Origin of the sequence: Paenibacillus thalictri (assembly GCF_004307995.1) — a bacterium.
Lineage (GTDB): Bacteria > Bacillota > Bacilli > Paenibacillales > NBRC-103111 > Paenibacillus_AF > Paenibacillus_AF thalictri.
Window position 1 is genome coordinate 13,939 of the sequence record NZ_SIRE01000025.1, and the last position, 20,083, is coordinate 34,021.

19 protein-coding genes are annotated in these 20,083 nt (G+C 48.8%); 6 read left to right on the forward strand and 13 right to left on the reverse strand.

Annotation, left to right across the window (positions count from 1 at the left end; genetic code table 11):
* Positions 1-34: 34 nt before the first annotated feature.
* Positions 35-349 carry a thioredoxin gene (gene trxA, locus EYB31_RS29495; RefSeq protein ID WP_131017081.1) on the reverse strand — a complete coding sequence of 105 codons (315 nt, stop codon included), beginning with the start codon at positions 347-349 and terminating at the stop codon, positions 35-37.
* 194 nt (positions 350-543) lie between these two features.
* Positions 544-4,314, reverse strand: a complete 3,771-nt coding sequence (locus EYB31_RS29500; protein WP_131017082.1) for an S-layer homology domain-containing protein — start codon at positions 4,312-4,314, stop codon at positions 544-546.
* Between the two features lie 455 nt (positions 4,315-4,769).
* On the opposite strand from EYB31_RS29500, the gene EYB31_RS29505 reads away from it, so the two are divergent.
* Complete coding sequence (locus EYB31_RS29505) at positions 4,770-4,916, forward strand: YqzM family protein (protein ID WP_131017083.1); 147 nt, start codon at positions 4,770-4,772, stop codon at positions 4,914-4,916.
* Positions 4,917-5,059: 143 nt separating this feature from the next.
* On the opposite strand, the gene dnaI is transcribed toward EYB31_RS29505, so the two are convergent.
* From dnaI to EYB31_RS29520, 3 genes are all read right to left on the reverse strand, one after another.
* Positions 5,060-6,010 carry a primosomal protein DnaI gene (dnaI, locus tag EYB31_RS29510; protein ID WP_131017084.1) on the reverse strand — a complete coding sequence of 317 codons (951 nt, stop codon included), beginning with the start codon at positions 6,008-6,010 and terminating at the stop codon, positions 5,060-5,062.
* Between the two features lie 54 nt (positions 6,011-6,064).
* Complete coding sequence (locus EYB31_RS29515) at positions 6,065-7,558, reverse strand: replication initiation and membrane attachment family protein (protein ID WP_131017085.1); 1,494 nt, start codon at positions 7,556-7,558, stop codon at positions 6,065-6,067.
* Positions 7,559-7,712: 154 nt separating this feature from the next.
* On the reverse strand, positions 7,713-7,997 hold the full coding sequence (locus tag EYB31_RS29520; RefSeq protein WP_170318283.1) for a YuiB family protein: 285 nt from the start codon (positions 7,995-7,997) through the stop codon (positions 7,713-7,715).
* Between the two features lie 276 nt (positions 7,998-8,273).
* Here EYB31_RS29520 and hemQ point away from each other — a divergent pair, with 276 nt between their 5' ends.
* On the forward strand, positions 8,274-9,020 hold the full coding sequence (gene hemQ, locus EYB31_RS29525; protein ID WP_131017087.1) for a hydrogen peroxide-dependent heme synthase: 747 nt from the start codon (positions 8,274-8,276) through the stop codon (positions 9,018-9,020).
* A 58-nt stretch (positions 9,021-9,078) separates the two neighbouring features.
* On the opposite strand, the gene EYB31_RS29530 is transcribed toward hemQ, so the two are convergent.
* Together EYB31_RS29530 and EYB31_RS29535 are read right to left on the reverse strand one after the other, a co-directional pair.
* Positions 9,079-9,360, reverse strand: a complete 282-nt coding sequence (locus EYB31_RS29530; RefSeq protein WP_131017088.1) for a hypothetical protein — start codon at positions 9,358-9,360, stop codon at positions 9,079-9,081.
* A 2-nt stretch (positions 9,361-9,362) separates the two neighbouring features.
* The gene (locus tag EYB31_RS29535; protein WP_131017089.1) at positions 9,363-10,553 is read right to left on the reverse strand and encodes an NAD(P)/FAD-dependent oxidoreductase; all 1,191 of its coding nucleotides are present in this window, start codon (positions 10,551-10,553) and stop codon (positions 9,363-9,365) included.
* A 444-nt stretch (positions 10,554-10,997) separates the two neighbouring features.
* Here EYB31_RS29535 and EYB31_RS29540 point away from each other — a divergent pair, with 444 nt between their 5' ends.
* Entirely contained in the window at positions 10,998-11,990 is a 993-nt protein-coding gene (locus tag EYB31_RS29540; RefSeq protein ID WP_131017090.1) for an NAD(P)/FAD-dependent oxidoreductase, read from the forward strand.
* A gap of 60 nt (positions 11,991-12,050) precedes the next feature.
* Here EYB31_RS29540 and EYB31_RS29545 read toward each other — a convergent pair whose 3' ends face one another.
* The 5 genes from EYB31_RS29545 to EYB31_RS29565 all read right to left on the reverse strand — a co-directional run bounded on the left by EYB31_RS29545 (position 12,051) and on the right by EYB31_RS29565 (position 16,802).
* A complete protein-coding gene (locus tag EYB31_RS29545; RefSeq protein ID WP_131017091.1) occupies positions 12,051-12,203 on the reverse strand; it encodes a sporulation histidine kinase inhibitor Sda in 153 nt (50 codons plus the stop codon).
* A gap of 295 nt (positions 12,204-12,498) precedes the next feature.
* On the reverse strand, positions 12,499-13,905 hold the full coding sequence (locus EYB31_RS29550) for an extracellular solute-binding protein (RefSeq protein WP_165452682.1): 1,407 nt from the start codon (positions 13,903-13,905) through the stop codon (positions 12,499-12,501).
* 176 nt (positions 13,906-14,081) lie between these two features.
* Positions 14,082-15,788, reverse strand: a complete 1,707-nt coding sequence (locus tag EYB31_RS41030) for a discoidin domain-containing protein (RefSeq protein WP_131017093.1) — start codon at positions 15,786-15,788, stop codon at positions 14,082-14,084.
* A 313-nt stretch (positions 15,789-16,101) separates the two neighbouring features.
* Positions 16,102-16,479 carry a HesB/IscA family protein gene (locus EYB31_RS29560; protein WP_131017094.1) on the reverse strand — a complete coding sequence of 126 codons (378 nt, stop codon included), beginning with the start codon at positions 16,477-16,479 and terminating at the stop codon, positions 16,102-16,104.
* Between the two features lie 125 nt (positions 16,480-16,604).
* On the reverse strand, positions 16,605-16,802 hold the full coding sequence (locus EYB31_RS29565) for an aspartyl-phosphate phosphatase Spo0E family protein (RefSeq protein WP_131017095.1): 198 nt from the start codon (positions 16,800-16,802) through the stop codon (positions 16,605-16,607).
* A 468-nt stretch (positions 16,803-17,270) separates the two neighbouring features.
* On the opposite strand from EYB31_RS29565, the gene mqnE reads away from it, so the two are divergent.
* Positions 17,271-18,371 carry an aminofutalosine synthase MqnE gene (mqnE, locus tag EYB31_RS29570; protein WP_131017096.1) on the forward strand — a complete coding sequence of 367 codons (1,101 nt, stop codon included), beginning with the start codon at positions 17,271-17,273 and terminating at the stop codon, positions 18,369-18,371.
* 32 nt (positions 18,372-18,403) lie between these two features.
* Positions 18,404-19,468: an NAD(P)/FAD-dependent oxidoreductase gene (locus EYB31_RS29575; protein ID WP_131017097.1), complete on the forward strand. Its 1,065-nt coding sequence runs from the start codon at positions 18,404-18,406 to the stop codon at positions 19,466-19,468.
* A gap of 19 nt (positions 19,469-19,487) precedes the next feature.
* Here the strand turns inward: EYB31_RS29575 and EYB31_RS29580 are convergent, their stop codons facing one another.
* The gene (locus tag EYB31_RS29580; RefSeq protein ID WP_131017098.1) at positions 19,488-19,742 is read right to left on the reverse strand and encodes a YuzB family protein; all 255 of its coding nucleotides are present in this window, start codon (positions 19,740-19,742) and stop codon (positions 19,488-19,490) included.
* A 79-nt stretch (positions 19,743-19,821) separates the two neighbouring features.
* On the opposite strand from EYB31_RS29580, the gene EYB31_RS29585 reads away from it, so the two are divergent.
* Positions 19,822-20,070, forward strand: a complete 249-nt coding sequence (locus EYB31_RS29585; RefSeq protein WP_131017099.1) for a NifU family protein — start codon at positions 19,822-19,824, stop codon at positions 20,068-20,070.
* Positions 20,071-20,083 lie beyond the last annotated feature (13 nt).

The following is a 20,083-nucleotide window of genomic DNA, read 5'->3' on the forward strand; positions in this document are numbered from 1 at the left end:
GAAAAAGAGCTTCTTCTCATCTATTCGTTCATAATTATTGATGACGGCTTACGACACTTTTCAGAGCGTCCTTGGATTGGAAACCTACTACTTTATCAACAGGTTGTCCATCCTTAAACACGATTAATGTCGGAATGCTCATTACGCCGAAACGGGAAGCAGACTCCGGATTGTCATCAACATTTACCTTTGCAATTTTCAAGCTGTCGACTTCTTTATCCAGTTCCTCCAGTACAGGAGCGATCATTTTGCAAGGACCGCACCATGGCGCCCAGAAATCTACCAAAACGGTACCGGTACCTTCAACTTCATTTTTGAAGGATTGGTCCGTAACATTTACTATAGCCATTATCCAGTTCTCCCTTCATTTTCAATAGTGACTATATAATAATACATCTTTGGCGGTTGATATGTAAAGTATGCCTCAGTCTGCCGACCTTTCAATCATAGCGATTTGTGGTAAAAGGGGCTAAAGCAAAGTTATCCTGTAGTGCCCTTTTAGGCGCATACAGGATAACTCCGATTATTGAAGCTCGATACACACTATTTCATTTGCTGCAAAGCCCGCAGAAGGATGGTCGCCGCTTCCCCACGGGTTGTGTTTGCCTGCGGTTTTACCGTCCCGTCTTCATATCCGCCGATCAAACCTGATTTCACAGCGGAAGCCATTGCCGCACGCGCCCAATCGGATATATCGCTGCTGTCCGAGAAGTTTACACTGCCCGCCGCCGTTCCCAATTTGGCAGCTCGGACCACAATGACCGCCATTTGCTCGCGGGTGATTTTTTCATCCGGTCCGAAGGTACTTTCGTCGTAACCTGTTACAACGCCAAGCGCCGCGGCTGTCGCAATCTCATCTTTAGCCCAATGATCTTGCGTATCGGCAAAGCTTTTGCCGTCTTTTGCTTGAAGATTAAAGGCTTTGACGATCAAGGACACAAATTCGGCTCTTGTGATTTGGTTGTTTGGCTTAAAGGTATTGTCCGGATAGCCGTTGATTGCGCCTCGTTTCACCAACTCCAGCACGCTTGCTTCGGCCCAGTGCCCTGTAAGATCGGTGAAGTTGCCCGCGCTTGCCTGCGGCTGCTCACTTTTCACTTTGTCCGAAGCCAACACGGCAAATTTTCCAAAATGTTTCACTGATCCGGAAACTGTCCCATTCTCCGAGTCCACCTTCACGTCAGCCAACCGCATCCACTTCTTAGTTTGTTCATCCAGTCCATAGATGCTGACCGTCGATTTGGTTAAGTTCACCTTGGATTTATCATAAGGCAAAGTGATAACGACGGGTTTGCTAAAATCACCGTCATTGCTTTTCTTGATTTCAAAAGCGTCGCCTACTCTTTGCAGTGCATTGTCAGCGGTTGGAACCAAGCTGTCGCTTATTTTGTCTACGGTTATCAGGACGATGCCCTCTCCCGCTCCGGCCGGCAGATCGATTTTGACTCCATTAAAAGCGATTGTACCGCCGTTGGCCGCCGAAATTGTCCCGGAGTTAACGGGAGCGCTACCGCTGCTTCCGCTGCTGTAATAAGTTTGCGTCGGAGTAACCGGCGTATAACTTGCGAATTTGGTGAAGTGTTTCGTCCAAATGACCAGGTCTCCGCCCACCGTGATAGCTGCTTCTCCACCAGCGGCAATTTCATTGTCCGCCGCGGCTTGAGTATCTGCCGAAATCGTACCGGAAATGGGTGTAAACACGCCATTTCTTACGTATCCGGCCGATTTGCCCCCTTGGCTTGGAATAAGCAAGCGAACTGCTTTGTCAAATGTTAACGTTACATCCGCCGAGCCTACTTCAATAACTGCGCTAACGGTTGCATTGCTGATGGAGACGCTGCTACTGCTCTGTACTTCCGGAAGTTTGATCGTGCCATCCCAAGTGGACGGAGCCGTAATTTTTGTTCCTTCCGGAATCGCAACGCTCACATTGCCCAGAGAAGTAGTCGCTGTCGCTTCCACGTTCGGCAGCGTTGCTACCAAATTCGAACCTTCCGTTGTTGTCGTCACCTGCACCTTCGCATTCGTTACTCCCGAAGGAACCGTGACGCTTACAGGTGCGTCTGTGATGGCGATAGGAACGCCGGAATTTGCCGTAAGCATATCGGCTCTTGTGACCGTCACGTTGTACGCCTTTGTTGTGCCGTCCTCCGCTGTCACTACGATGGGGATTACATTACTGCCCACATTCAAGTTAATGGCGCCGCTTGCTTGACCTGATACTACCTGCGTACCATTCACAGTCAACATGGCGTTAGTATCATATACGTTTGCCGTTACGGTAACGCTCGAAACGCTGTTCGCCACATTGGAAGTGTAAACCGTCGTACCGGATGCAAATGAAGGACTTAACGTGCCGTTCGACAACGCCAGTGAATTTAAGTCAGCGTTGCTGGATACGGTTGGAGTATGATATACGTTTATGGATTTAAACTGAACAACGGTATACGGAATATAATTTACATCGCCGAACTTGGCAGTTTGATCATAGTTGCCGGCTTTAAAGTAGTATTTATGAGCAGGCGGTATAACTTGGTTGCTGGCTGTTTGACCATTAAATATCAAACTGCCGTTGATATAAACTTTGAGCACACCGTCGTTAAGGGTCATTCTATATGTGAAATATTGATTTAACGGTATTTTGATCGGGAGATATTGGTAACCAATTTCATTTCTACCCTCAGGTTCATAAAGTATGCGAATGTTGCTATTAGGACGAGCAGGGTCGTATCCATACTCAAGTTCGCACAAGGTTGTGACATCATTGTCAAAAACTTGCCCGATGGTCGTCCAACCTACACCATCTAAAGTTCCAAGAGCTGCAACGGCAACGTTGTTCGTCATCACGTTAGCCCCTGCAGGCAGCCAGCCCGCATCTTTTCCCGCTAGAGGATCGTATTCCCTAAGCTCACTGCGCGGATGGGCCGAGCCGGATGTGGTGCCTCCCACAGCGGTATCCATGAAGACTTGGCTGCCGTCAGTCCCGATGTAGAAATAAGGATCAGCATAACCTGCTTGCAATGTTTGCGATGTTTGACCTGCCCCGCCGGTGAGCGGCTCCTGCAAAGTCCAATAGCGGTAATCAATGCCTGCGGCAGGGGGTTTGCCCGATATGGTAATCATAAATGTTTGAGGCATTCCTTGATTAAAGTTAAAAGTATAAGCGTGAGTTCCCATACTAAGAGTGTCCAGGTAACTTTGATTAAAAGTAACCGTTGTGCCGTCGCCTGAAACTGTATAAGCGGATGAAGACAAAACTGTCGTTCCATCGCTAATGTTTTTAAACGTGTTGCCATTAAAATTCAATGCCGTTGATACGGTAGAAGGCGACGCAGGGATATAAATAGCGCCTTGAGGCGAAAGAGAAGAATCGGCCGCCGCTGCTACAGTTAGTACATAAGGAAGAGTTGAAGGCCCTTGACTTGAAGAAAAATTAAAACTTAAATTATAGTTCCCATTAGCAAGACTATTTAAGTAGTTGTTTGAAAATGTAACCACGTTGTTTGCATCAACAGTATAATCGGTTCCTTGCACAAGAGTGTATGAACCATTGGTAATTCCTGCGAAGTCGGTGTCGGTATCAAAATTGGCTTGAGTGGATAATGTATTTTGCAATGTTCTATAAAAACTTCCTGATGCAGAAGAAAGAGTAACGGGAGGTATTATTCTTAATTGACCGATTCCCAACTGTCCTGTGGCAGGAGATGGATTTAACGTATAATTTATTAAAATATAGCGCGCTGTTATTGGATTAGTAAAAGTTACGGTAGAGAAATATTTACCGTCTAATTTCCAACTGTACGTTCCATTAGGAATAGTTCCTGACGCAATCGTCGTTGGTACAACTGCAGCACTAGTCCAGCCGTTAGCTGTTGGCGAAAAGGTTATCGGATTATTGTTGGGAGTGGCAGGGAGCTTATTCCACGGAGAATTCGCTGAAGCGTCATTGGAGTAGCTGATTTCGTACTGGGAGCCACGGCTTTTGGTAGCTGCATCGTCGGCGGAAGTTTGAAAGTTTAAACCTTTTATATCGCTTGAAGAACCAAGGTCGATAGCTACCCATAAATTGTTATATGTAGCTGAGAAGACTGTATTAGCCCCTAAAGTCCAAGTAACCGAATTACCGACATTTACTGCCAATCTAGTGCTCTGTTGCGAGCTAGCCTTAATGTTGCCGTTTAATGTTAAATTAGAGGGTAACAAGTTGGTCGCGGCTGCATGAGCAACAGATGCCGGCATGACCGGAAGCATGGAAAAAACAAGCGCAACGACAAGTATAATGCCTAAAAAAGATTTGGAATTTCGTTTTAACATAAAAACTCACCTCATAAAAGTTCTCAAGTAACCGTTTTCAATTTAATTGTAGCCGATTCTAAATAAATCAATTATGCTGCTGTGCGGATTGCTTCTGCCAAATTTTATAGCCGGTCTTCTTCCCCGTAGTTCAGAAATACCTATGTAGAGCCCCCTTCCAGTTTTCTTTAATAACTTTTGTAAAATTCATACTAACATAAATAAAACGGTCTCATTATCGCTAAAAAATGAAAAAATGTTGCTATATTACGATCTGCACAAAGAATGAATAAATTATTTGCAAGCTATCTAAAACACCGCTCAAAAAATATTAATAAAATTGGATTCATATCAAAAGCGCGCTCCCCCTGCCCCCTCCGTCGACAATGTTCTCACAATTGTCACAGACGTTACCTTTACAATATTCGAACGAGTTGGGTATACTATTCTATATGATCCTTGAAAGGGGAAAGACAATGAGCGATCGTAAAAGTCCGGAACTTCACGTGTATGAGGAAGTAAGAAACGATTCTTTTGACGTTGCCGCCGGTTTTGGCGTATTTTTTGTAGTCCTTCTGGTGGTTGCCGTAATTATGGGTATCATCGCAGCTTACGTAAAGTAATAAACCCGCTTCACTCATCCCGCTCAAAAAGTCTGTCCTGCGCGTTAACGCCGGGGCGGGCTTTTTTTACATGCCAAAAAACCCGGATACGGGAAGATGATCTCCCTGTACCCGGGCTCTGCCCGTACTCCGGCTTGTTTCCGCTACATCCCGCGCTTGTTATGTCCATGCACTTCAATGACATCGACAAACGGCCGAATGCGGTCCATAATACGCTGGCCTTTGAATTCCTGCTCGCCGTCCCCGTTGGTGAAACTGAAATGCTTTTGCAAATCGTCCAAGCTGTAGTTGGATGTAAAAAACGTCGGTTTGCGGTTCATCCGGTAATTCAGAATCGTCCCCATCACATGATCCCTCAGCCAAGGATTCAAATTCTCCGCGCCAAGATCGTCAAATACGAGCAGATCGGTATCTTTTAAGGCGTCGATCGTTTCCTTCAGCTTTTGCGGCTCTTGGAACATCGCTTTTAAATCCTCGGCAAAATCGGGCATATAGACGATCGCGCCGGTTAAGCCGGTTTTGGCCAACTCGTACAACATGTAACACATTAGGAACGTCTTTCCCGTACCAAACGGTCCCGATAAAAAAAGCCCCTTATTCTGCAGCCCGGCTTCCGTTGTCTCCATGATGTAGCTGCCGACCTGCAGCACCGCAGACATGCGCTGCGGATCGTTGGTGACGATCTCGTCGATGGAATACCCTTGCTTCAGCGCGCGGTCATCGACGTAAAAGCTGCGGATGCGCCCTTTAATCGCATCTTGAGCTTGCTTGGCTACATATTTTTTGCAGGAAACTTTATAATCGATAAGTTCAAGCGATTCCCCCGCAGGCTCCACGCCAATCATCGTATAATGCCCTGTAAAGTCGTTCGGGCACTTCTCAAGGCCCGGACATTGGGAGCATTGGTTATGTTCGGTAATGTATTGATACAGCTTATTGACGTTCATGCGCAGCGTATATGCGTCAAGGCCCGGATACTTGGCCGTCAGCTTCCTGACCAGCGGATCGGCCAACACCTGGACAACCTTTTCCTCCGCGCGTCTCATCAATGACGAATTGGGCATCGAGCGCATAATCTCCCCTAAAGACTCCATGTTCGCACCCCTCCTCTTCCTTGCCGCTTGCGGCCGTCAATCTCACGCCAAGCGTTACAACTTAAGCGAACCTCCCAGTTTGCGGATAATGCTCTGCATCTGTTCGCGTTCGTCTTTGGTCAATTCCCGTACGCCTTCGCGGTTCTGCACAATCGGTATGACCGGCTTCTGGTTCACCCGGCCCTTGCCGGACGAAGCCCCGGGAGCCGACGAAGCGCCGCCTAATCTGCCGCCGCGAGGCTTCTCCTTGTACCTGTTAGCGTCGCGGACATAATGAACAGCTTGCTCGAAGGTTTGCACCTGCTTGCCGAGCATATCCGAGGCCGTGCTTTCCAGCGACGATTTGGCCCACGACCGCTTGTTGACATAAATAAAATGAATCATCACGTTGATGACTTCTTCGCTTAAGCCGTAATTCAGATCGATTTTCGTAAAGACGTCAAGCAGCCCGTCCGGAACCGTGCCTTTGGAAAATATTTTTTCCAGCAAATACGTGTAAGGTTCATTGCGCAAAATATAGTTGTACTGGTGCTGGTTGCATTCCCCTTGGAAAATATCCGGCACCTCCAAATAAAACTCCATCTCCACAGCTCTTGGCGTCTTGGACTGCTCATCCTCGGCAGCTGAGTTCATTCGGGCCAGCAGCCGCTCCCGATCCTCGGAACGTTTCTTGTCCTGACGGTACACAAGGCTGGCGCGACGCTGCAGGAAATCTTCGCTTAACTGGCCGTCCGCATCAAAAGCTCCGTCTTCATCCAGCAAACGGCACGTTTCCCCTAAAGTAAGCCCATATTTTTTGGCGAAAAAATTCAGTTTGGTCAGCTGCTCCTGATTGAATTTAAGCCGCTCCACGTGGCCGCGGTTTACAGATTCCTTCGGAAACCTCATAATGATTTCGGCATAGCTGAAGCCCTTGACGTTGATTCCTTGCGCTTGCTGCTCGGCAGCCGGGCGGCTTGCCGCCGTTTCGTATTGCGCCTGCTCCAGCTCCAGATCGATCACCTGCGTATTAAGACGGAACAATTCGTAGAACGGCATGGATAAATTTTCCGCTGTCGCGCTGCCGATCTCGGCAACATCTGCAGGCAGCATTTCTTCCCGCAGCGCAAGTACGGCATGTTTCCCGATCTTATCCCGCAGCAGCAGCGTCAAATGCTGGTTTTTGAAAAACTCGGCCGGCACTTGCGGCGCCAGCAGCTCGTATTCGTATATATAGTCGTCCAAGTCCTGTACATATTTGCGGTATGTCTGCATCAGCCCGATCGCCTCCAGCTTGGAGGCCTGCTCGGCGAGAAATTTGCGTCCGCGCTCACCGGGCTCCAGCTCCAAAGCAAGGAAAAGCTTGCGCTGATGCTCCAGCGCCGACGTGCCCGCACGGTCTGCCGGGAGCTGATGAAACAACGTATAGTACAATCCGATCGCAACGGCGCCAATCATCGGCTGATACAAACAGCTGAGCACCTTCTGATCGAGCGGGCTCAGGCTGAAGGCGCGCACCGTGCGAAACCGGTGGTTTTCCGTAAAATGAAGCATATTGGTCATGCGCATATGTACATTACTCCATCCGCAGCGATGATTCGCCGCCAATCTATAAAGATAGTTACCCTTCATTTTAACACAGAACAAGCCCTCCATGGCTATGAAAATACATTCCAGCACATTTACAATCGCACAAAAAAAGAGCCCTCCGGCTCCTTTCGGCTCAAAACATTTTAAACCCTTTTGTGCGCAGCGCTTTGATCGTCGAGCCGCTCAATACCGCGCCGATCAGCCCGCCTACTGCCGGCACGTAATCGGCCACCGAATATTCAGCGAAATTTTGCATCAGCGAGCCCGTTTCCGAACCCCAATAAATAAGCAGCCCAATGACCAACGCGATGTAACCGTAAATCGGAAACCAGGTTGTTTTCATCAGCATGTTTAGAATAAAACCGAGCCCGAAGAAAAGCACAAACAACAGCACGGTAACGATGATTAATTGCAGCAAACGGTCCAACCCCTTCTAGTTATGAAAGTTCACGACAATCAGACGTCTTGTTCTTGAACGCCCTTCTTACGGCAAACGGACATCTTTCTCTATATTGTAGTCAAAATAAGCTCTCCGGTAAAGTGAACGTCCGGTGAAAACGTACTGCTCATTCAGCGCTGCCATCGCCGCTGGCGCGGCTCATATCCCGTCACAGACATGTCATTTGCCCTTTTTCCGCGTATTGGATACAATGATACAAGCGATCAAACCTATGCAATAGAAGGAGTGTTGACCATGAGCGAAGCCGCACAAACACTGGAAGGCTGGTATGCGCTTCACGATTTCCGCGCTATCGACTGGAACGCCTGGAGAGCGCTGAGCGCCAAAGAGCGCAACGCTGCGCAGGACGAGTTGTTAAGTTTGCTGCACCAATACAAGCAAGCCGAGGAAAATAAAACCGGCAGCACGGCATTTTACAGTATTGTCGGGCAAAAAGCCGATTTCATGTTCATGCACCTGCGCGAGACGCTGGAAGAGTTAAACGAAGTGGAAACACAGTTCAACAAGTCCATTCTTGCCCAAGTCACCGTACCTACATACTCTTACGTGTCCATCGTCGAGCTGAGCAGCTACTTGGCGAAGCCGGGCGTCGACCCGATGGAGGACCCTGACCTTTTGGCGCGTCTCAAACCTATCTTGCCGAAGGCAAAACACGTTTGCTTTTATCCGATGAACAAAAAACGCGACGGCGCCGACAATTGGTACATGCTCAGCATCGACGAGCGTAAAACGATGATGCGCAGCCACGGCATGATCGGCCGTCAATACGCCGGCAAAGTGAAGCAGATCATCACCGGTTCCGTCGGCCTCGACGACTGGGAATGGGGCGTTACGCTGTTTGCCGAAGATGCGCTGCAATTCAAGAAGCTTGTTTATGAAATGCGCTTTGATGAAGTCAGCGCCCGCTTTGGAGAGTTTGGCGATTTCTACGTCGGCAATCTGCTGGACGAAAGCAAGATCGCCAATATGCTGGCATTGTAAAATATGCAAAATGAACCCGCGCCATGGTGGCGCGGGTTTTATTGTTACCGAGATATGCTTATTCGTCGTCCTCGTCTTCCTGTTTCAAAGCAGCAAGCTGGCGCTCCATTTCGGCTTTGCGGGCCAAATATTCATCCGTCTCGCGGTCCCGTTGACGGCTCTTTTCCTTGAGCCTTTCTATTGCCGGGAGAATGAGAATATCGATTTCCTTCTGCACCGTGTGAGCAAGGTCGTAACGCTGCTGCTCTTCCAGATAATGCCCCACATCGATCAGCGCATTATACCGGTCCAACTCTTCACGTGTCAGCAACCCTCGAACTTGAACGCTGCAGTGTCTCACGTCTAGAACCGGCCTTTTCTGACGACAAGCGGAATGCCGCCGATAATGTACAAATAGCGAAGATCAATGATTTTTTTCATGACTGAAGCGGCGCCGCCTTTTATTTTGCGGGAACCTACGATACCGATCGCTTCGCCCCGTCCAAGAGAGGCAACGGTGCCTTTAGGCAGGTACTCGAATTTCTTAAGCGCCGTACCGCGGATGGACGCTACAAGGTTGTGCGAGCATACATCGGCTTGCTGCATCGAGATTTGTGCCGTCGGCGGATACGGTCTGCCTTCCGGAGACATGACGATGGAGCAATCGCCCAAAATGTAGATGTTATCGTGACCCGGCGCTTTCAGGAACTCATCCACCTTAATGCGGCCGCGCATCGTTTCGAAGCCTGCATCCTCCAGCAAATGGTTGCCGCGCACGCCCCCGGTCCAAATCACAGTCGCCGCTTTGATTTCTTCTCCGGTGGCCAGCGATACGCCCTCCGGTGTACATTCCTTAATCGCTGTGGCAATTTTGAAAGTAACGCCTTTATTGGTCAGTACATTCATTGCATATTCGACCAGCTCCGGATCAAAACCCGGCAGCGCGGTTGGAGCCGCTTCGATATTGTAAATTTTCACAAGCGAAGCGTCCACGTCGAATTCTTTGCACAATTCCGGGATCCGGTCGGCCAATTCCCCGACGAATTCAATCCCCGTGAATCCGGCTCCGCCCACAACAAACGTCAAATAATCGGTGCGGTGCGGCTCCCGTTTGAACTTGGCAAACTGATATTCGATGTGCTCGCGGATAAAGCGAACGCTGTTGATGCTGCGGATATTCAAGGCATATTCCTTCAAGCCGGGAATGCCGAACGTTTCCGGTTCGCCGCCAAGGCCCACGACCAAATAATCGTAGGACAAGCTGCCTTCCTCTAAAATAACCTTTTTCTCCTGCAGCCTAATTTGAACAACCGTCGATTTGACAAAATCGACTTTGAACTCGTCAATCAGCTTCAAAATGTTGACACGGGCGTTTTCCGGATTGTCCGTTCCCGCAGCCGGCATATGAAGATGGGTGGTGATATAATGATAATCGTGCTTATTGACAAGCGTCACGTCGGCTTCGTTGTAGTTCAGTTCCTTTTGCAAGCGAATAGCCGTTACAATGCCGCCATAACCTGCTCCCAAAATGACTATTCTCGGTATTCGACTCATGAGTTATCCCTTCCATCACGTCTCTTTTTTAGGCAACATATTGTGAAAAATTACACAAGCGAATTCGAAAGATAACGTTTCCTATCCCTAAGTGTATCCTCTATCTCTAATATTAACCGCAGTGCAGATTTCGACAACATATTTAACCAATTCAAAAAAAATAATACAATGCAAAGCCCGAAATGGCAAGTATTATTTTGATTAAAAAATATCCATTTTAACCACACTAGACGTTAAATGCAAGACTCGCCTTCCATTTTGTTGAAATTCCGACACATCTTAAGCAATATAATTTATTTATCAGCTTCATATATAAAAATAGTCATGAAAAAACGGAACACCATACTTTCATCGTTAGTTACTAACGTTTATAATAGTATAGTCTATCGAAGTCGTTTCGGGAGATAACAAAGATTATACGGATGGGTGCGGAGGTGCTAAATAGTGTCACAAGAGTTAGTTGATGTGGTGATTGTTGGCGGGGGGCCGGCAGGAATGTTTGCCGCTTTTTACGGTGGTATGCGCCAAGCGTCGGTCAAATTAATCGAGAGCATGCCGCAATTGGGCGGACAGCTTGCAGCGTTGTATCCGGAGAAATACATTTACGACGTAGCGGGTTTTCCGAAGGTTACGGCACAGGAGCTTGTTAACAACTTAGAAAATCAGATGAAACTTTTCCCCGAGCTGCAAATTTGCCTCGAAGAAAAAGTGCTTAATGTCGTCAAAAAGGAAGAACGGCTTTTCGAGATTACTACGGATCAAGGCGTGCATTATTCCAAAGCGGTTATTATTACCGGAGGAGTAGGCGCATTTGAGCCTAGAAAACTTGAACTTCCGGAAGCGGCTCAATATGAGAAAAAGAACCTGCATTACTTTGTAAACGACTTAAACCGTTTCCAAGGCCAACGCGTCATCATTTCCGGCGGCGGCGATTCCGCAGTCGATTGGGCACTTATGCTCGAACCGATCGCCGAAGAGGTTATCCTTGTGCATCGCCGCGATAAATTCCGCGCGCATGAACACAGTGTGGAAAACTTGATGAATTCGAAAGTTCGCGTCATGACGCCAAAAGAAATTACGAAGCTGCATGGCGACCAAACGATTGAGAAAGTGACGCTCAGCGACATCAAATCCGGCGAAACGGAAGAGATTGCGGTTGACGCGGTCATTATCAATTTTGGCTTCGTATCTTCGCTTGGACCTATCGCTGAATGGGGACTTGATATCGACAACGGATCGATTCTTGTAGACTCCCGTATGGAGACAAGCATTCCGGGCATATTTGCCGCCGGAGATATCAGCACTTATCCGGGCAAGCTCAAACTGATTGCCGTCGGCTTCGGCGAAGCTCCAACAGCGATCAACAACGCAAAAGTATACATCGATCCAACTGCAAAGTTATCCCCAGGCCACAGCAGCAACATGAAGTTCAAATAAGACATTGCGCCTTAAAAAAAGTATTCCTGCACAAGCGCATGGGGTACTTTTTTTTCGCGCTTAGCTGACCTGCGCTTTCGATTGGTCGAAGCTGACTTTAAGTTGGCGCCGTATGATTTCATCCATCAGCAGCTTGATGAATTCGTCCTCCAGCTTTAAATCTATAGCTTTAAAATAGGAATCTATCAATACTTCATTGCTGATCATTCTCATATGGCCAGCTCCTAATCATTGGAAATTTACTATTATATTAGCATGGTCATTATAGTAGAACAAGCGTTCCGATATCCACAGCTTTTTGTGGACATCCTGTGTGCAACTTGTTAATATGTGTCAAAAACTGTCTGTTTTCGGGGTGAATAGTGTGGATAAAGTTATGCACACCCTTGCCTTGCTTGTTAGTGATAAAAAAAAATGATCGGAATCCGATATGTGAACAAAAAAACGACTGTGCAGATATCATATCCGCTCAGCCGCTTTGGCTTATTTTTTCATAACCCGAAAACCGCTAGGTTGCATTCCCCGCTTGCGTGACCGGCTCGTTTAATAATTGCTCCAAGCGGCGGCAAAACCGCTCCTGGTCATACACGTTCGACAGAAACAACATCACTTCTCTTTGAATGAGCTTGAGCTGCCTGTTGCTTAAACCGATCTCGTTAATCATGCTGTAGGTCGAAGCGATCTCCCTGTACATCATAAACCGCGCCGGGCGGTAATCAAGCTCTTCCTCCTGCGTCTCCGCAACCAGGCGGTGTGCCGGGAGGTAGTAAGTGCTTTTCCGCAGCATCAGCTGAATCTCGTAAGAAGCCAGAAATTGCAAGAGTCTCTTTGCCGCCTCCTTGTGCGCCGATCTGCTGTTGACCGCTAGCCCTGTAATGACCAGCGGCGTTTTGGAGTTGTTCAACCGCGGCAATGGAGCCACTTCAAACAGCAGAGAAGAACGCTTCAGCTCGTTCAAAAAATAATAAGTCGTCATAATGACCGACACTTTCTCCTCCTTGAATAAGGCTTCAGCATCCGCATCGCTTTCGGACAGCATCCTCGGGAACACGTCGGCATCGGCCAGCATCTTCCGGCACAGCTCCAACCCTTCCAGCACCGCGCTCTCACGCAAACGATATCTCCCGCTCCCGTCCGGTTTTACAGCCGCGCCGCTCTGCAGCATAAATACAGGCCAGCGGTTGCGCGACGGCAAATAGAAATAAAAGCCGAATCTTCTTTCTTGTACCGCCAGCCTTTTGCCTGCCTCAAATAAATCGTCCCAGGTCCAGCTGCCGTCCGGCTCGGGCAGCAGCTTTTCTCTGAAATGGGCCTTGTTATAGCAAAGGATAACGGGCGAATAAATAAAAGGCTGAACAAGCAGCCGCCCGTTCACGGTAAACGGCTTAGTTAAAAACGGATGGCAAACATCAGCGGCATCCAGCGGCTCAAATAGCTCCGTGCACTCCGCCTCCACAAAATCCTGATAATTGGTATTGCTCATCATGACGACATCCAGCATACCGGCTTCCATATACTGCATAAGCGCACCGCCATAACCGTATAAAGGAAGCGCCACCAATTGAATGGCGATTTGCGGATATTGCGAGTGGAACCGCTCGACTATGGAATCGATGATCGTACTTTCGGTCAGCTCGCTGCAATACCCGAACCGTACGGTAAGTTTCATCTGCTCCGGCAGCATCTTCACCTTGTTACCGACGCGCGGGATTTTTTCGATAAGCCCCTCCTCAACAAGCGCCTCCAACCCTCTGCGGACCGAGTTGTTGCCGAGTTGAAACCGCTTCTCCAAGTCGTCTTCCGAAGGCAGATACGTTCCGACGGACAGCTGACCGGAGACGATGCCGTCGCGCAGCGAATGGATCATCGCTTTGATTCTATCCTGAAAGCCTTTGCGAATTGTTTTTTTTGTCATGATTACCCCGCTTGTACGCATGCTTTTTCACGTAAGTCCGACCACGCATAGATTCGCATTTAGCATATCGAAATTCATACGCTTGCACAAGTACCGCAGGGATTCGCATACAATTTTCCGCGGAACATCTTTGCAGTTCTATCAACTCGGAACGGGACTTGCGCTGCACATCCGGCTTATTGCCCCCAAACTTCAACTTCGGTTAAACTGTTCCAGTTATTGCCCGTGTTGCCATGACCGACAATGCGCACATAACGTGCCGACAAATCGGCAAAATCGAAGGTTTGCAGCGTATTATTCGCGGCGTTGTGAAGGCCTGCCCCCTGCGTTGTCCAGTTCGTATTGTCCGGCGAAGTCTGGATGTCGAAAGTGAACGTACGCGAGGCGCCGTCATAAAAGGCGATTTTGACAAAAGCGACGGTTTTAGCGGCTCCCAGATCCAGCTTGAGCCACGCCCCATCCCCTTCGCCCGACCAGCGCGTGCTCAGGTTGCCGTCTACCGCATTGGCCGGCACGTTGGTATCGGAGGTGCTTGCCGTCACGTTGCTCCCGGCAATGCTGAACTTGGCGTTGGAGGCGCCTGTACCCGCCAACGTCGTGGCGGACGCGGCAGCGCTGGCCGCCGATGCGTTGCCTGCCGCATCTTTGGCTCTAACCGTGTAGCTGTAAGTGGTGCTTGGCGATAATCCCGTATCGCTTGCCGAGGTGCCGGTTACATTTTTCAAAAAACTGCCGCCCCTGTAAATATCGTAGCCGGTCACACCCACATTGTCGGTGGAGGCGGTCCAGCTCAAGTTGATCTGACTGCCGGATACCGCCACGGCGGAAAGCCCGGCAGGGATGCTGGGAGCCGCCGTATCGCCGCCTCCGCAGCTCGTATAAGCAGTAACCGCTCCCGTATACATGGCGGAGGCGCTGACGGGATTGCGCGTATTGCCGCATACTTTAGCCGAACCCGCTTTCACGTTAACGACGTATCCGGCAGCAATATCCATATAAACGGTGTTGCCGTAAAAATCGTTGTCGTAACCCCAGCCCGGCTGGCGTTCATTCGTTTGGAAAGCGTCGTTGATTTGTGCATTGCCGTTGCGGTAACCGATGTTGTTGCGGATGATGTTGTTGTTTCCTTTCACATCCATAAAGCTGTCCGCCGAATTGGCGCCGCTGATGCCGGTGCCGTTAAACGTGTTGCCCTCAATGACCGCTCCGGTCGAACCTTCTTTGATGTCGATCGATTCAGCTCTCACGTTTGGACCGATTGTATTGTTCTTCACCACATTATAATCGGTTTCTTTCGCATAAGTGCTCCATTTGCCGTAATCGGAGCCGATATAGACGCCTTCCCCATACTCCGGATTGACGGTTCCGGCATCGTGGATATATGAATTTTGGATCGTATTATACGAGCTGCCGTCGCGAAAATGGACCGCCTCTTCCCCGATGTTATACACCTCAGCGCCGTCGATCATCGTATGGTTAGAGTGGTCCAGCATGATGCCTTTTTTGGCATTGGTGATTTTCACGTTTTTGACCACCCAATAATCGCCGGTGATGTACAGCGTATAGTTGCTGCCGGTGCCTCCTGCATCAAGAATCGCCTTATTCGCGGCATTGGACTGAATGGTAATCGGGTTGGCCGCCGTCCCGTTGGCGCTGGCGGTGAAATGGCCGGAGAACGTCACCCCGTCGGCTAAAGTGATGACATCGCCCGCGGCGGCGCTTGATAATGCCGAGGTCAGACAAGAAGCCGTGCTGCATGTCGTTGAAGCAGCCAAAGCCTGCTGCTGATGTACGCCAAGTGCCGCCAACAATGCCGTCATGCCAAGCAATGCGGAAGCACCCCATCCAACCGAACGTTTTTTCGAAAACATATTGTTTATCATCCGAAAAGCCCTCCTAGTCACAAATGAGATTTGTTAATACCGACCCTGGAGCAGTGCAAAGTTGTATCCACAATAGTAAGCGTTTTCAAAAACATCTTTAAAAGCTGCCTTCTGACTCTCAACTCCTTTCCAAAGCAATTGATGCTGTATCAATCGTCGGAAATTGTAACCCCCATCTAACCCTTATATTAGTACTTTTCTTTTTGTATTGTCAATAAATTGAAATTAATCCTTTTTTGCTCACACAAAAATTCCCGGCCAGCACATGTCATCCATGCACCATCCGGGAATTCGTTATTTTACTTCGATGGGGTTACACTTGAGCCGGCTCATCGTCACACTTCTGAGCGTCGGCTTCCTGGGTTTTCGCCGTGCGGAACGAGCTGCCGCAGCCGCATGTGGCGATGGCATTCGGATTATGAATAGTAAACCCGCCGCCCATGCCTGTATCTTTGAAGTCGATTTCAACGCCGTTCAGCACCAGTGCGCTTTCTTTGTCCACAACGACCTTTAAGCCATCGGTTTCAAACGTCAGATCGTTATCCTGCTCTACGTCATCAAAGCCCATGCTGTATGACAAACCGCTGCACCCGCCGCCCTTGACGCCAAGACGCAAAAACAGATTGGGCGTCTCCTCCGCGGCGATCACTTCTTTTATTTTATGATTAGCTGCTTCACTAATAGTAATCATATTGTATTCCTCCCTTATGGCGAGATAAGAACGTTTGAATTTATATCTCTTAAGAAAAAAAGCCCTTCTATATGCAGTATACTCCGTTCCACCGCATACCTCAAGGGCGTCTTAACGTTATGTGATTATCTAAGCTCATAATACTGAAGCAGAAGCTTGTCGAGCTTCTTGCTGCAAGCTTGTACGTCCGGATGCAGAAAGCCAAGCTGTTCTCCGAGCAAATTCATTTGCTTGCGGACAATTTCTATCTCAATGGAAAGCGCCGTCCGTGAATCGGGGGATACCGCCAAAACCAACACCTGCACCACCTTTAAACTTATCATTTCCAATACAATAGTATACCCGAATGTATTCCAGAAGAAAATACATTTTTAGCAAAAATTTTATGAAATTCCAGCAAACTTTGACGATTTTCTACTGCCGGTCTATTTTTATCAAACGTATGTGTTGCCGCGTCCCATTTGGAGGTTTATAATAAGAAAAGCTTCCGATTCTCTCGGGTTTTACAGTATGTTGCTTTTCTTGCAAAACCGCACCAAAGTGCTGCCACGGCGGCACGGCGTTTTCTTACGCGGGACTTTGTGCAAGGTTTCACAGCTTGTGAATAACATCGCACGATTCATGGATACCACGGTACAAGCGAGTTCTTTTCAGACTGCCGGTTTATTGCGGTGAACCGTCCGGCTGCGAACTCATAAAGACCGGTATGGTTACAGGAGAATCGGGCGGAACGGCGTGATATTTCTCAGAAGTTGTACATTCGTTTTATCAATTCATTTGGAGGTGGCTTTATGAGCATTATATTAAACGAGACCGACCGCCGGATGGCGGAAATTGCTGAGAAGGTTGAGCATGGAGAGCGTTTGTCCAAAGAGGACGGCGTGTTTTTGTACGGATCCGACGATCTATTGACGATTGGCCAGCTCGCCAACAAAGTAAACCTGCGCAAAAACGGCAAAAAAGTGTATTTTATTGAAAATATGAGCCTTTATTTCACAAACGTTTGCGAAGCGCATTGCGCATTCTGCCATTATCGCCGGGACGAAGGCGAAGAAGGCGCGTTTACGCTGACGCCGGAGCAAATGTTCGAATATATTGATGAGCACCTTCAACCGGGCATGCAGGAATTCCATATTACGGGCGGCCATAATACGCATGTCTCCTTTGACTATTACCTCGGTTATGTACGCGCTCTGAAGCAACGTTATCCGCATATGTCGATTAAAGCGCACACCGCGGCGGAAATTGAGTTTTTTTCGCGCATTAGCGGGTTAAGCTATAAAGAAGTGCTGCAAACTTTGGTGGATGCGGGGCTCAGCACGCTTACCGGGGGCGGAGCGGAAATTTTGTCCGAACGTTACCGTCAGAAGATGGGCGTCGGCAAAGCAACTACGGAACAATGGCTGGAGGTGCAGCGTACCGCTCACAGCCTTGGCATGAAAACACATGCCACGATGTTGTACGGATCCATCGAAACGATGGAGGAACGCATTCAGCACATGATTTATTTGCGCGAAATTCAAGACGATACGGACGGTTTCCTTGTGTTCATCCCTAATGCCGTACAACCGGCCAGCGTCAGCGCAGGGATCAAACGCCGGGTATCCGCGTTTGACGATTTGAAAACCATCGCGATCAGCAGACTCATGCTTGACAATATTCAACATATAAAAGCTTACTTCATCAATTTGGGCACGCAAATTACGCAAATTGCCTTGACCTACGGGGCTTCGGACGTTCACGGCACGATCGTCAAGGAACGTATCAGCCATGCGGCGGGCGCATTGTCTCCGGAAGGCCTGACACGCGATGAATTGGTATTCCTGGTGAAAGGTGCGGGCCGTATCCCTGTCGAACGCGATACGTTCTATAACGAGCTTAAAGTATACTAGTCTACAGCATAGAAAGAGAAAGGATTGCTATCATGAAGAAGCTGGTCATTTTAGGCGGGGGTTATGGGGGTTACCAAATTGCAACCAACTTGCTTGAAAGAGGACTTCCGCACGATGTGCTGATGGTGATGGTCGACCGGATGCCTTTCCAAGGCTTGAAGACCGAATATTATGCTTTGGCGGCGGGAACTGTGCCGGAGACGGAAGTGCGTGTGCAATATCCGATCGATCCCAGGCTGATTTTAAAGTTCGGGGAAGTCACCGGGGTCGATCTGGACACCAAAACAATTAGGTTTGAAAACGATCAGCCGCTCACTTACGATTACATGGTTATTTCACTTGGGTGTGTGGACAAGTACCACGGCTTGCCGGGTGCCGCCGAATATTCCTGCAGCATTCAAACGATGGCCTCCACCCGCTCGACCTATCAGAAGGTCAATAACGTCTCCCCATACGGTCAAATTACCATTGTGGGCGGCGGGCTCAGCGGTGTGGAGATGGCCGCGGAACTACGCGAAGCTCGCCCTGATTTGAACATCCGCATATTGGATAGAGGACCGAGCATTTTATCGGCGTTCCCCGGTAAGCTGCAGCAGTATGTTCGCGAGTGGATGATGGATCATGAGATCGAGATGCGCTCCCACGTTTCGCTTTGCAGGCTGGAGGGCAATATATTGCACAACCAGGATGAGCAGATTTTGACCGACGTGACGGTTTGGACGGCCGGCATTCAGCCGAATCCGATTGTCCAGCAGTTCGACTTGCCCAAGGATACGCAAGGCCGGCTGACGATCAACAACTATCATCAGCTGCCGTCGCATCCGGAAGTGTATGTTGTCGGCGACTGCGCAAGTCTGCCTTTCTCGCCAAGCGCTCAAGCGGCCCAAGCCCAAGGGAAACAAGTCGTCGAAGTGCTTAAAGCCGTATGGAAAAATGAAACCCCTCGGCTTGGTCAAATCAAGCTCAAAGGGGTATTAGGTTCGCTTGGCAAAAAAGCGGGTTTTGGTTTTATGGGCAAAAGCACGGTAATGACAGGGAAAGTGCCTCGCGCGCTGAAAAGCGGCGTGTTATGGAAATCGAAGAACCATTTCGGATGATCTCCGCCCGAATTACTTTTTAATCGTCAAATAACTTGAGCAGATCTTCGATTTCTTTAATTTTGGCCATAATATGATTATGCAGCTCGTCAGCTGTTTGCGCGGATATAATTTCGCCGTTAACCAGCGCATACGGATTGGAGAAGCATTCGCCGCAGTTGCCCAAACAGCCGTATTCGATTACGTCGTAATCGGGATTGCTTTCGAGCGCCTCCATGACGCGGTTGGTTCCATGATGCATATTATTAGTGCAAAATTCTATGATCGGTCTCATCGGTTGCTCGTCCACCTTACTAACCATTTTCATTTTGTGTTTATTGTAATATAATACAAGGAGAAGGGAGATGAATCAAATGAGTGAAAATGCACAAGGTACCGCTATATATGATGAGGTCCAGGATGTATTGGATAAACTGCGTCCGTTCCTGCAACGCGACGGCGGCGACGTCGAACTCGTTGACGTGGAAGACGGCATCGTCAAGCTGAAGTTGATGGGCGCTTGCGGCAGCTGCCCCAGCTCCACGATCACACTGAAAGCAGGCATCGAACGCGCTTTGCTTGAAGAAGTCGAAGGCGTGTCCGAGGTCGTCCAAGTATTCTAATTTTTAATAAAAG